This window comes from Paenibacillus rhizovicinus, assembly GCF_010365285.1.
Taxonomy (GTDB): Bacteria; Bacillota; Bacilli; order Paenibacillales; family Paenibacillaceae; genus Paenibacillus_Z; species Paenibacillus_Z rhizovicinus.
Window position 1 is genome coordinate 402,968 of the sequence record NZ_CP048286.1, and the last position, 12,835, is coordinate 415,802.

At 57.3% G+C, this 12,835-nt stretch carries 11 protein-coding genes; 1 reads left to right on the forward strand and 10 read right to left on the reverse strand.

The genetic code is table 11. The features are described 5' to 3' along the window. Window positions 1-154 precede the first annotated feature (154 nt). The 9 genes from hutG to GZH47_RS01860 all read right to left on the reverse strand — a co-directional run bounded on the left by hutG (window position 155) and on the right by GZH47_RS01860 (window position 11,875). Window positions 155-1,123 (reverse strand): formimidoylglutamase, encoded by a 969-nt coding sequence (hutG, locus tag GZH47_RS01820; protein WP_162638269.1) that lies wholly within the window; start codon window positions 1,121-1,123, stop codon window positions 155-157. Beyond that, window positions 1,120-2,427 carry an imidazolonepropionase gene (hutI, locus tag GZH47_RS01825; RefSeq protein ID WP_192043613.1) on the reverse strand — a complete coding sequence of 436 codons (1,308 nt, stop codon included), beginning with the start codon at window positions 2,425-2,427 and terminating at the stop codon, window positions 1,120-1,122. Before hutI ends, hutG begins: the two co-directional genes overlap by 4 nt. Before the next feature lie 75 nt (window positions 2,428-2,502). Further along, a complete protein-coding gene (gene hutU, locus GZH47_RS01830; protein ID WP_162638270.1) occupies window positions 2,503-4,176 on the reverse strand; it encodes a urocanate hydratase in 1,674 nt (557 codons plus the stop codon). Between the two features lie 29 nt (window positions 4,177-4,205). Continuing rightward, window positions 4,206-5,735, reverse strand: a complete 1,530-nt coding sequence (gene hutH / locus GZH47_RS01835; RefSeq protein WP_162638271.1) for a histidine ammonia-lyase — start codon at window positions 5,733-5,735, stop codon at window positions 4,206-4,208. A gap of 340 nt (window positions 5,736-6,075) precedes the next feature. Next, window positions 6,076-7,437, reverse strand: coding sequence for a catalase (locus GZH47_RS01840; protein ID WP_162638272.1), 1,362 nt, complete (start codon window positions 7,435-7,437; stop codon window positions 6,076-6,078). A 173-nt stretch (window positions 7,438-7,610) separates the two neighbouring features. Beyond that, window positions 7,611-8,204, reverse strand: a complete 594-nt coding sequence (locus GZH47_RS01845) for a pentapeptide repeat-containing protein (RefSeq protein WP_318653405.1) — start codon at window positions 8,202-8,204, stop codon at window positions 7,611-7,613. Between the two features lie 18 nt (window positions 8,205-8,222). Then, the gene (locus GZH47_RS01850; RefSeq protein ID WP_162638274.1) at window positions 8,223-10,343 is read right to left on the reverse strand and encodes a PrsW family glutamic-type intramembrane protease; all 2,121 of its coding nucleotides are present in this window, start codon (window positions 10,341-10,343) and stop codon (window positions 8,223-8,225) included. A 339-nt stretch (window positions 10,344-10,682) separates the two neighbouring features. Continuing rightward, a complete protein-coding gene (locus tag GZH47_RS01855; RefSeq protein WP_162638275.1) occupies window positions 10,683-11,189 on the reverse strand; it encodes an NUDIX hydrolase in 507 nt (168 codons plus the stop codon). A 56-nt stretch (window positions 11,190-11,245) separates the two neighbouring features. Next, window positions 11,246-11,875 (reverse strand): histidine phosphatase family protein, encoded by a 630-nt coding sequence (locus GZH47_RS01860; protein WP_162638276.1) that lies wholly within the window; start codon window positions 11,873-11,875, stop codon window positions 11,246-11,248. A 75-nt stretch (window positions 11,876-11,950) separates the two neighbouring features. Between GZH47_RS01860 and GZH47_RS01865 the strand changes: the two genes are divergently transcribed. Further along, entirely contained in the window at window positions 11,951-12,430 is a 480-nt protein-coding gene (locus tag GZH47_RS01865; RefSeq protein ID WP_162638277.1) for a GNAT family N-acetyltransferase, read from the forward strand. On the opposite strand, the gene GZH47_RS01870 is transcribed toward GZH47_RS01865, so the two are convergent. Next, window positions 12,427-12,828 (reverse strand): hypothetical protein, encoded by a 402-nt coding sequence (locus GZH47_RS01870; RefSeq protein ID WP_162638278.1) that lies wholly within the window; start codon window positions 12,826-12,828, stop codon window positions 12,427-12,429. The genes GZH47_RS01865 and GZH47_RS01870 overlap by 4 nt on opposite strands. Window positions 12,829-12,835 lie beyond the last annotated feature (7 nt).

Consider the following 12,835-nt stretch of genomic DNA (forward strand, 5'->3'; position numbering starts at 1 on the left):
TAACGCAATGCAAATACACTCACGTGCCTTTGTTGAGGCGCATGAGTGTATTTGAACGAATGCGGATACGTGTACGGATACTCATGCGAAAACGAATACGGATGCGAATGCGAATGCGAATACGGAAGCCAATCCACTATGGTACATGCCGGACTTAACCCGGCCGGCTTGCCATGCCCGCCAAGAAACCGAGCATGAATTGCACCGCAAGCCGCGAGGTGATGTTGCGCACGTCCGCCGACGGGTCGATGCACACGAAATCGATCCCCTTCACCTGCGGCAGCGCGCCAAGCCGGTAGAGCGCATCGAGCGCATCCCACGGATTCATCCCCCCTGTTCCGATGGCCGGACAGCCGGGAGCGAAGCTTTGATCGATCACGTCGACATCGAAGCTGACATAGATGGCCTCCGTCCCCTCGCCCGCCAGCGCGAGCGCCTGATCGAGAATCGGATCGATTCCCATGCGCCGAACGTCTCGCGAGGAGAAGACGCGAACCCCCTTGCCCACGACATAATCATGATACGGCTTCGCATTCATGAATCCTCGTATTCCGATTTGCACGATATGGCGCCCCTCTACTAGACCTGATTCCAAGATACCGCGAAACGGCGTCCCGTTGGTCGCCCCGCCGTCTTCGTAATTGCGCACGTCATGATGCGCGTCAAAGTGAACGATTCCGATTTTCCGGCCGGGGTAACGCCCTGCGAACGCTTTGACCGACGGGAAGCTGATCGAATGATCGCCGCCGATGACGATCGGAACGAGTGTCGGCAGCGCTTCGTACAACGCGTGCATGCTTGCTTCGATCCGCCGATGGCATTCGGCGATGTCCGTTGCATGCATTCGGATGTCGCCCAGATCGCGGACGGCGAACGCCTGCAAGTCGACCCCGTACTCCATGGAATACGTAGTAAATGAGTTGAACGCGGCGCGAATCGCCGCAGGCGCGGTCGAAGCGCCGGATACCGATATCGAGGACTTCGACAACGGCACGCCGACGATCCCCGCAAGCAGCTGCTCCGCGCCGTCCCAGCGGCGAATCCAATGCGCGACCTTCGTCTCGAAACGGTCTCGAAATCCCGCTTCGTCCGGAGCTTTCAAATAAGGAATCTCCCGGCTCATGGCGTCCCTTCCCCCGAGTTTGAACGGGGCTTGACGATTTGCCGGTTCCATACGGCGGCCTGCCCGTTCTTGATTACGCCGTACGCGTGGTTGACGCCGAAATGGTACGGCAGATAAGCCAAATTCGGAGCATCGAACAACACGATATCCGCTTGTTTCCCGGCCTCGATCGTTCCGATCCGATGGCCGCGCCCGATCGCGCAGGCCGCATTGATCGTGCAGGCCGTCAGGATTTCTTCCGGCGTCATCTTCAAGTTCAGCGATGCCAACATGATCACGAGCTGTATGGATTCGGTCGGACAAGAACCGGGATTATAATCCGTTGCCAAGGAAACCGGCAGGTTGAACTTGTCGATCATATCGCGCGCCCGGGCGTGTCTGTTCAGTCCCAGATTGAACGACGTGCCGGGCAGCAGCACCGGAATTACGCCATTGGCCGCCAGCATGCGCAAGCCTTCGTCGGAAGCGGCCAGCAGGTGATCGGCGGATACCGCGCCCAGCTCCCCCGCTAATTCGGCGCCGCCGAGCGATTCGATCTCGTCGGCATGAATCTTGGAATGCAGGCCGCAGCGCCGCCCTGCAAGCAAGATCCGGCGGGATTGCTCCACCGTGAAGACGCCGTGCTCGCAGAAGACATCGCAAAATTCCGCCAGCCCTTCTTCCGCGATCCGCGGGAGCATTTCGCACACGAGGTCCGCGTACTCGTCCGTCCGTCCTTTGTACTCGGCAGGTACCGCATGCGCGCCCATGAACGTCGATGCAATGTCGAGCGGATGCGCGTCGTTCAACAGCTTCGCCGCGCGCAATTGTTTCCGCTCGGTTTCCAAGGAGAGCCCGTAGCCGCTCTTGGCTTCCACGGTCGTGACCCCTTGCAGCAGCATGATATCGAGGCTGCGGTACGCCTTCTCGTACAGCTCCCTCGCACTCGCCCCGCGGGTAGCCCGAACGGTGCTCAGGATGCCGCCGCCCTGCGCCAGAATGTCCAGATACGGCATGCCCGCGCGCTTGAGCGCAAGCTCGTGCTCGCGCGAACCGGCGTGCACCAGATGCGTATGCGGATCGACGAGCCCGGGTGCGGCCAGACAGCCGCCCGCGTCGAGCGTTTCGGCGACTGCGGCGCCGCCCAAGCCGTTCAGCACGTCGGACTCCGGACCGGCAAGCGCAATCAGACCGTCCCGCATGGCGATTGCAGCCTGCGGAATCTCCCGCAGCTCGCTCATCGCTTGCCCGCGATGCGGCGCGTTCCCGACAGGGGTAACCAAGCAGCCAATACCCGTCAGCAGCAGATCGATTCGATCGATGATCATCACCTTCTTACGTTAATTGCGACACTCGACCCTCATGCCGCTATTGCGAAATGGAGAATCGGCCTAACAAGCTTATTCGCGCATCGGAATGCGAATGCCGTGTTTCTCCGCCGTCTCGACCGCTTCGTCGTAACCCGCGTCCACATGACGGATCACGCCCATGCCCGGGTCGGTCGTCAGCACGCAGCGCAGCCGTTCCGCCGCTTCGTCGGTGCCGTCCGCCACGACGACCATGCCGGCGTGCAAGGAGTACCCCATGCCGACGCCGCCTCCGTGATGCAGGGACACCCAGGAAGCGCCGGCCGACGCGTTGATGAGCGCGTTCAGAATCGCCCAATCGCCAACCGCGTCCGAGCCGTCCTTCATCGCCTCCGTCTCCCGGTTCGGCGATGCCACCGAGCCGCAGTCCAGGTGGTCGCGGCCGATGACGATCGGCGCTTTCAGCTCGCCCGCGCGAACCATGTCGTTCAGCGCAAGGCCGAACTTCTTCCGTTCGCCGAAGCCGAGCCAGCAGATGCGCGCCGGAAGTCCCTGGAACGCCACGCGGTCGCGAGCCATCTCGATCCAGCGGCACAGACGCTCGTTATCCGGGAACAGGCGGAGCACGAGTTCATCCGTCTTGCGGATGTCTTCCGGATCCCCGGAGAGCGCGGCCCATCGGAACGGACCTTTGCCTTCGCAGAACAACGGTCGGATATAGGCCGGCACGAAGCCGGGGATATCGAAGGCGTCCGTTATTCCTTCGTCGAATGCCGCTTGACGAATGTTGTTCCCGTAATCGAACACGACGGAACCCGCTCGCCGCAGGTCGAGCATCGCTTGAACGTGGATCGCCATGCTTGCCTTGGCCAGCCGGACATAGCGAGCGGGATCGGCCGCCCGCAAGGCTGCCGCTTCGTCGAGGGAGAAGCTTGCCGGGATATAACCGACGAGCGGGTCGTGCGCGGAGGTCTGGTCCGTCACGAAGTCCGGCTTGATCCCGCGCCGGACGAACGCCGGATATACGTCCGCCGCGTTCCCGGCGAGTCCGATCGCGAGCGCCCGCCGTTCGGCAAGCGCTCGATCGGCCAAGGCCAGCGCTTCCTCCAGCGTTTCGGCCAGCACGTCGCAGTACCGTGTCCGGATGCGCCGTTCGATTCGGCTGCGATCGGCTTCGACGGCGATGACGACGCCCCCGTTCATCGTAACCGCCAGCGGCTGCGCGCCGCCCATGCCGCCAAGGCCCGCCGTCAAGGTCAGCGTGCCTGCCAGCGTTCCGCCCGCATGCTGGCGAGCCGCTTCGGCGAAAGTTTCATACGTCCCCTGCAGGATGCCCTGCGTCCCGATGTAGATCCAGCTGCCTGCCGTCATTTGGCCGTACATCATCAGCCCTTTGCGTTCCAGCTCGCGGAAATGCTCCCATGTCGCCCATTTCGGCACGAGCACGGAATTCGACAGCAGCACCCGGGGCGCACGTTCATGCGTCCGGAAGACGCCGACGGGCTTACCGGACTGCACGAGCAGCGTCTCGTCGTTCTCAAGCCGCCTCAGCTCGCGCACGATGGCGTCATAAGCGGGCCAGCTGCGCGCCGCTTTGCCGATGCCGCCGTAGACGACCAGCTCTTCGGGGCGCTCCGCGACGTCAGGATCAAGGTTATTCATCAGCATGCGGAGAGCCGCTTCTTGCCCCCATCCCTTGCAAGATAACGCCGTACCGCGAGGAGCGCGGATGCTGCGTCTTGGATCGTTCGGCTGATTCGTCGTCATAGCTTGAACCTCCCATGGCTTGCGACTGATTAATACAACGAGCCGGCAACGGCTTCTACCGCGTCCAGCCATTCGCCGGACAACAAAGCGGCTGCCGTAAGCTCGATCTCTTCGGACAAGGCACGGTCGTCGACGACTGGCCGAACGAGCGCGCGCAGTCGATCGTAGAGCGCGCGAGTCGCCGGCGCCAAGCCGTCCGTCCCGACGAAATCGGCTGCTTCCGCCGCGCAGATCAGCTCGATGGCCAGCACTTTGGCCGCGTTCTCGACGACCTGCGCCGCATGCCTTGCGGCTGTCGTTCCCATGGATACATGGTCCTCCTGATTGGCCGACGACGGAATCGAATCCACGCTCGCGGGATGCGCCAGCACCTTGTTCTCGGAGACGAGCGAGGCGCTGACATACTGCGTGATCATCAAGCCGGACGCAAGGCCAGGCGCATGACTGAGGAAGGGCGGCAGCCCGCCGGACAACGCCGGATTCACCAGACGCTCGGTGCGGCGTTCGGCAATATTCGCGAGCTCGCTCATGCCGATCTTCAAGAAGTCCATCGCGAACGCGATCGGCTGCCCGTGGAAATTCCCGCCCGAGACGACCCGCCCCGCATCGAGGAACAAGAGCGGATTGTCCGTCGCGGAATTGATCTCGATCGCGAGCTTATCCCGCACGTAAGCCAGCACCTGACGGGTAGCGCCGTGCACTTGGGGCAGGCAGCGGAGCGAATAGGCATCTTGAACCCGTATCTCCCCTTGCCGGGTAGTCAAGCGGCTTCCCTGCAGCAGCGCGCGAAGATTGCTCGCCACGCCGATCTGCTCGGGATACGGCCGCGCGAACTGTACTTCCTCCGCGAACGCCTCCGGAATCCCGCGCAGGCTTTCCAAGGTGAGCGATGCGATCGCATCGGCGATTCGCGCGAGCCGCTGCGCTTTCATGAAGGTCAACGTCCCGATCGCCGTCATGATTTGGGTGCCGTTGATGAGCGCGAGCCCCTCCTTGGCCTGCAGGGCGATCGGCCGCAGTCCCGCCCGCGACAGCGCTTCCGCGCCCGGAAGCCGTTCGCCCGAATAATAGGCCTCGCCTTCGCCCATTAGCACGAGCGCAAGATGGGACAACGGCGCCAGGTCGCCGCTCGCGCCGAGCGAGCCTTGCTCCGGCACGACCGGGTGCACGTTATGATTCAGACAGTCGATCAGCAGCCGAAGCGTTGCCGGACGAATGCCGGAATACCCTTTGGCAAGCGCGTTCGCGCGAAGCAGCATAAGCGCCCGCACGGTCTCCGCCGGCAGGGCGCGGCCTACGGCGCAGGCATGGCTGCGGATCAAATTGATTTGGAGCTTCGCGGTATCTTGCGGCGAGATATGGACGTCGCTGAATTTCCCGAATCCGGTGTTTACCCCGTACACGACTTTGCCGGCGGCCACCAGATCCTCCACCAGCTCGCGGCACCGTTCTACGCGCGTACCGGCTTCGCCGCTCAGCATGACCTCGCGATGTTCAAAGGCTGCTTCCATGACTGCTTCCGGCGTGAGCTGCCGTCCATCCAGGATGATCGGCGTCATGTTAACCCCCCTCTCTTGATATAGACACCGTTAGCTATGAGAAAGCTGGTTATGAGAAAGCTTGTTATGAGAAAGCTTGTTATGAGAAAGCTTGTTATGAGAAATTTCCTTTCTTGCTTTACCATAAGAAAGGGACCGCGCGGAAGTGATTCGCTTCCACGCGGTCCCTTATCGTACAAGGGCTATGCGATTGTCCCGTATTCGGCTTTCGCCAATGCCTCATCGCGACCCACTCGTTTCCATTTGGGTATTTGTTCCTATCTCTATCATTGTCGCTGGCGGACTTGCTTCCTGTCAATGGTGTCCTGCCCGATGGTTTCGGCGTATGCGTATAACCTGCTTAACCGCCGGCTTGCGCCTGTATCTGCCGCTCGACGCGTTCTCCCAGCTCGCTCGACGCTTGGGTCAAATAGCTTAACACGATATTCTGCGTTTCGGGAGATACAACCGCCAGATCGGCGGCAAGATTATGCACCAGATGTTCCTGGTTCACGGCATCGAGGGCTCGGTAATACTGGCCGGCTTGCGTGAAATTATCGGGCTTCGGCAGGTCGGAGCGCACGAGCTGCCCCTCCACGAATCGGCCTTCGCCGCTCGTGACCTGGGAAGCAGGCGTCCAATCCGCTTGCTGGTTGATGGGGACTTTACGGAAATCCGGGCCGATCCGACGGCGCTGCGAATCCGTATAGATATTCGCGCGTCCTTGCAGCATTTTGTCGTCCGACAGTTCAGCGCCTTCCAAGAGATTGGACGGCGAGAAGGCGAGCTTCTCCACCTGCTCCATGTAATTATCCGGATTGCCATTCAAGACCAGCTGGCCGACCGGCACCAGCGGATACTGCCGTTCATCCCAAACCTTGGTATCGTCGAGCGGATCATAGGGAAGGACGGCCGCGTCTTCGGGGTTCATGAGCTGCACGTAAAGCCCGTAGTCGACGGTCTTGCCCGCGGCGAGCGTATCGTATAAGTCTTGGCCGGCATAATCCGGATTCTCCCCGCTCAACTTGGCCGATTCGCGGCTGTCGATATACTGCAGCCCGGCAGCGGGAACCCAGTGGTACTTGACGTACTTTCTTACGCCCTGCGCGTTCCGCCAGACGTACGTGTTCACGCTGTGACCCGGCATGTGGCGGTAACTCTTCACGGTACCTGCGTCCGAATACAGCCAGACCAGAAAATGCGTCGCTTCGGGAGCTCTGGCGATGAAGCCCCAGAACCGTTCGGGATCCATGAGATTGTTGACCGGCGAAGGCAGGAAGGCTTGAATCGACTCCGGGAAGCGAATCGCGTCACGGATGAGAAAGACGGGAATGTGATTGAAGATCAAGTCGAACACGCCTTCATCCGTATAAAATTTGGTGGCGAAACCGCGAACGTTGCGGGACGTATCCGGAGTGCCCTTGTTGCTGACGGCCAGAGAAAACCGCACCGTGACGGGAACTTGCTGCCCTGGCTGCTGCAGGAAGCAGATCTTCGTATGCTCCGCCATGGAATGCACGGTTTCGAAGTAGCCGAAAGCGCCGTTGCCTTTGACGTGCACCGGCCTTTCGAGGATCGTGCTATGTACGAACGTCTCCAGCGTCTCGTGCAGCATGCTGTCTTGTTCCAATACGGGACCTCGTTCGCCGACGGTCTGCGAATGATATGAAGCTGCGTGTCTCGACGCTTCGGGATTGCGGGGCAATCCATTGTTTTCTTCCATCTTGCATCCTCCCGTATAAGCAAGTCTCTTTTCCCAGGTACACTACTGTTTATGCCGCGCTGTCATGGAAATATGACTCCCTCGGCGAATGAGCCTGCGAAATCTGCACGGGATGCCAAAGCGACGAAAAAACCTCGATAGGCACGAGGCCCATCGAGGTTAACGTCATCTTATTACTGGCCGTTTGCTCTTCGGGTCAGCCACTCGACTGCATCCTTGCCGACTAACTTGTCAACGCGTCCCTTCGGACCGATATCAATCCAATCCACCGCCAAGGTTTCGATTCCTTTCACGCCGGCTAACTGGATTCCGCGCACTCTGCAGCCGTTCATGGTACTATACGATAAATCGCCTTGACTTAAGATGGCGTTCTCCAAATTAGCTTCCGACAGTAAAGCGCTCGCAAGATTAGCACCCGTCAAATCCGCTTCTTCGAAGTCGGATGCAATGAATGTCGCCCTGAATGCATCGCAATTCACCATTGTCGCTTTGCCGAAGTTCGCATGATTCGCTTCTGCTTTAACGAGAAGAGTCCCGGTTAAATTCGACGACTTCAAACTTGAATAGCCCAGATTGGAGCTGCTCAAGTTGGCTTGCATCAAGTTGGCCATGTCTAAATTGGAATCCAGCAGGACGGCTTCGCTTAAATCCATGGCGGAAAAATCCTGTTTCGATAAATCCATTGCCGACACGTATAATTGTTCGCCTTGTCGGCCTAACGAATGTATCCATTTCGCATGATTCGTAATCTTATTATCGATGAGCATCGCAGTCACCAACTCCAATCACGGCCATAATTTCACCTGATTTATTAATCCCGTCCGAACTAATTCATCCTTTAACTCCGACAAATGTTCAGGCGATAAATTTCGCGTATCCAGCATGACGTTTTCGTTATTAGAAATACTCTTTCTTATATTCGTCATGGCGTCGGATAGATTATAACCTTTTGGCGCGTATTTGGAATGAAACGCTTTAACATCCCATTTTTGCCCCGAAGCATCGATAAACTCGGCTCTTCCGCTCGGGTCTCTGACAAGCCCTTGTACTTCGCCTCTCGATTCAAGGCCAAGCCCGACTTCGCGTTCAGCGATCGTCTTCGGCGTTATACGATTGCCGATTGCGGGATCCGTTGCCAGTTCATCTAATTCAGCCTGCGTTCTTGGAGCTGCATGATTCGTCTCTTCATCGGCATGCTCCTTGTTCGGCGGATCGTCATCCGGTTTCTTGGGATCTTCCCCGTGATTGCCGGGCCCGCTTCCTTCGTGCTTGGGAGGTTTGACCGGCACGTCAATATCCGGCTTCCGGGAACCCAGTTTGTCGAGGAGCTTCCGGGCGTAGCGGCGCCCTTTCTTCCCCAGCCATTTGAGCGCTCTGCCGAAGGGAATTCGACTTAACAGAACTCCTAAGGCTACGGAGAACGCATTTTCGGGCGTCAACAGCTTCTTGGGATCGCGGATATAACCGGCAATCTCATGTCCGCTGCCGGCGGTCCCCGACACGGTCAACGCAAAGCCAAGCGCCGGCCAGAACTCGACGAACAGCAGCGCTAACGCAAGAGCGCCTACGATGATCGCGCCTTGCTCGTACCATGACAGCCGATCCCACCAATTTTGCAAGGAATCGAACATGCAGGCAAAACAAGCTTGGCCATCGCCGCCCGAGGCGTGGACGTCCGAGAAGTAGGCATCCATGCCTGCGAACACGGACACAACCAGCAAAACCGCGGCAAGCCCGGTAAGCACCTGGTACAGGAGCTTCATCCGTTCCCGGACATGATCCTGTATGCCGGCGGCTTCCTCGTTTCCGTAGAGCAAGTTGAACCCAAGCTCCCGCCGTTCCCTGTAGAAGCCAAGCCAATAAGCGAATTTCCCGCGGTCCAGGAATAGGGCCGCCGTCATGTTCCATAGCTCGGATATCGGATTGAAAAACAGCTCGTTCGGCAGCTTCGGAAGGCGTTGGCGCACTTTATTCAGCGACCAGTAATCGGCTGCGAGCGATAAGGCCAGCATCGTCAGAAAAATCGGCCGCGTTCGATATCCATCGCCTGTCCAATCACTAAGCCGCAACACCCATTCGGGCAGCTTATATTGACCGTTGTACGCCGCGTGCTCTAGGATCGACCATAGCAGCAGCGCTCCCGGGAACAGAAAAACCCAATTCGTCAGTTTTGGCCGCAGACGAAAGGCAATGCCGCAGGCAAGCGCTATCATGGCGGTATGCACGGGATGGCTGACGGACATTTGCGTCGGTAACAGACTTGGTTCGAAACGACCTGGAAATAAGGAGAATAAATCCCAATGGATCGTTTCTCCGCCTAACATCGTAAAGCTATAGCCATATTTGTCCGCAAGAACGCCGGAATTCAGCCACCTTCGGGAGAGCTCCTCCATCAATTGAAAGCCGACGCCGGTCGCTGCGCCGATGAGCGTATAATCGCTTAAGCTCAAAGCGGAAGCGCGGCGAGAGAACAACAGGAATAACCCGAGCGGAAGAAGCTTCCACGTTTCTTCGAATATAGGCGTGATGAAGGCCATGGACCACGTATCCGATGTTCTTCCTCCGAAGAGCGCGTGGAAGGCATGAACCGTAAGCGTCGTCAACGGAACGACAATAAACACGCCTGCCAAGACGAACACAACGCTCTGCTTCCACGGGATCGTCTTGCTTCGGCACAGAAACCAAAATTGCAGCAGCACGTAAAACGACCATAAATATTGAACCAGCATGGTACGCGATTCTTCAACGAACAACAAGCTTACAATTAGCATGATGAGCGACAACCAGGAATAAATCATATACGCCTTTTTAATGATCGGGTATTTCATGATCAACGCTTGGTAAGTGCCAACGATGCGCGCGACGAAATCCCGAATTCCTGTTCGAATGGCCCAGATCGTATTCACTTCAGCCGCCTCCTCAGAAGGCCGACCGCGTGCGAGCAGGACGTCTCCTTATACGACGGTCCGGCCATGAGTAACTTGATGAATGCATGAAAACCATGGTCTCCACTATCATAGAGATATTTGAAAATTGCGGCAAAAGCCAAAGGTCTCAATTGTGACGGGTTTATTGCTAGGCTTGCGTTGATTTCCCGGGACGTCGACCTGCTTATGCGCAAGCAAATAGACCTCGCTTACGGTCGCGGGGGCGACTGTAAGCGAGGTCCGTATGAACGCTGATGATGATTTGTATGATTGACCATCGCCGCTCGGCGGAAGCCATTGCATTACCGCAGGCTGCAATTATAGTTCGACAACCGGTACGACATTTGCGCGATGTTTCAAGTAGAACTTGATGGCAGCGCAGTCGATGTTAAGAAACTGCAGCGGATCTCGATGTAGTTGTTCAGCCAGCTCATCAATTGCGATCCAGCGGGGATTTTGCGCACAGTCGCCTTCTTTGAGCAATTCGCCTTCCGCCCTGCAAACGAAGTAGTAACCGACCGAATCGATTCCGCCTCTGATCGTCTGGTATGCGGCAAAGGGCCGCACGCATTCGACAACGACTTCCGGATTGATCCCTTGCGTATCGATACGCGTATCTTCCCCTTCGATCCAAGTGACATCGAGACCCGTTTCTTCCTTCACTTCGCGGCGCAGTGCGTCCGTTAACGACTCGAACATCTCGATTTGGCCCCCCGGCAGCTCCAGTTGCTTCGGTTCACCCGGCTTGTTGCGCGTCTGAATGATGATCTCGGTTTTCCCTTCGCGGATACGCTCTACGATCGCACGGGCATTGACGAAAAACATGTTCGCTCACTCCTATTCGAATTGATTAATATTTTGTTGCTGCTATGTAGATGGAATTAATCCAGCCATTCCCGCCGTATCACCGGTAAATCTTCTTGAAATTCAAGATGGAACACATCCGGATTCGTTAAGGCGGCCCATTGTTCAAAACCGAATCGATCGCGATCGTAAACCTTTAGCAGCAAGGTCATTAGGTTGCCGTGCGTAGCGAGGACGACGTTGGCATGTCCGCTGCTTCTTAATTCATCGACAACCGCAGCCGCGCGCATCATAGCCGCCCTGCTCGATTCCCCGCCTTCGTAACGCAGGTCAAGGTCCAGAAACGAGCTGCGTAGCATTTCGCGCCAACGGGGATGATCTTCCGCGCATAATACTCTTTCAGCCAAGCGCAAATCCGTATCTACCGTTATGGCTAATTGGCTCGCTAGAGGAATCATGGACTGGATCGCCCGATCATAAGGGCTGGAAATAATACGTTCGATCTTCTTATCCGATAGCCATTCAGCGAGCCTCACCGCTTGCTTGTACCCTTCGTCCGTAAGCTTCGCTGCGGGCGATTGTCCGAGTGCTTTGCAATGTCGTACGACATAGAAGTTCAAACTAACCCTCCTATTAGTTTCAATACTAGTATTCTTTGACAATGCGATGACGTTCTCCTGCCCGTTCGTCTTGCGAATTTCGATCATCCGCCGCACGCTTTGCTTTGAGATTTATCATCCATCTGGTTTATGATGAAGCTTAGAGAAGAGGAGGTTATTTCATTGCTCATTCGACCCATAGAAGCCAAGGACAACGCGATCATCGAACGCATTATTCGGGAATGCCTGATTGAATTTGGAGGAAACAGGGAGGGTCTGGCTTGGGAGGACGACAGTTTAAGCCGTCTTGCCGATTTCTATACCGCCGAAGGACAAGCGTACTGGGTCGTTGAACAGGACGGAGAGGTCGTCGGGGGATGCGGCATCTCTCCCTTTGCGGATTCCGCCGAAGTATGCGAGCTGCAAAAGATGTACTTGCTGACAAGCAGCAGAGGAACGGGAATTGCGGCAACGTTGTTAGACACCGCATTGTCATTTGCGCGTCTTCATTACCAGCAGTGCTACCTCGAGACATTGAGCAACATGATCGCGGCGAATCGGTTTTACGTCAAACACGGCTTCGTGCCGCTCGAGGCTCCGCTTGCCGGCTCGGAGCATTTTGCTTGCGACGCTTGGTATATCAAGCCCTTAGCGGACGATTAAACGCCCGTTCCGGAGATCGACGTAACTTGCCTCGAGGATATGAATGCCGTATCTCCCGATACTCCCGTCGTGAGCTGCGCCGTGATCCGACAAACACGATGCCCTGCGTCGGCATTCAGCACTTCGGCCCCGAAGAACGCGCTCGTATACGTTCCCGCCGCTAATCGAACGGAATATTCTTGGACGACGGATTGATCGACCAGGATCCGGAACGTTACAACGATCGTTTCCACAGCGCTGTTGCCGACCAGGGCGCCGCCTTGAATAGATAGCAAACTGACGCTATCCGTAATGTAATGTCCCCATTCCATGATGATGGTCGGCGGATTGCCGTTAAATAAAACAATACCCGATGATCCCGCGCCGCCTTGCATATTGCTTGGCCTATAAATCGGCATGCTCGCG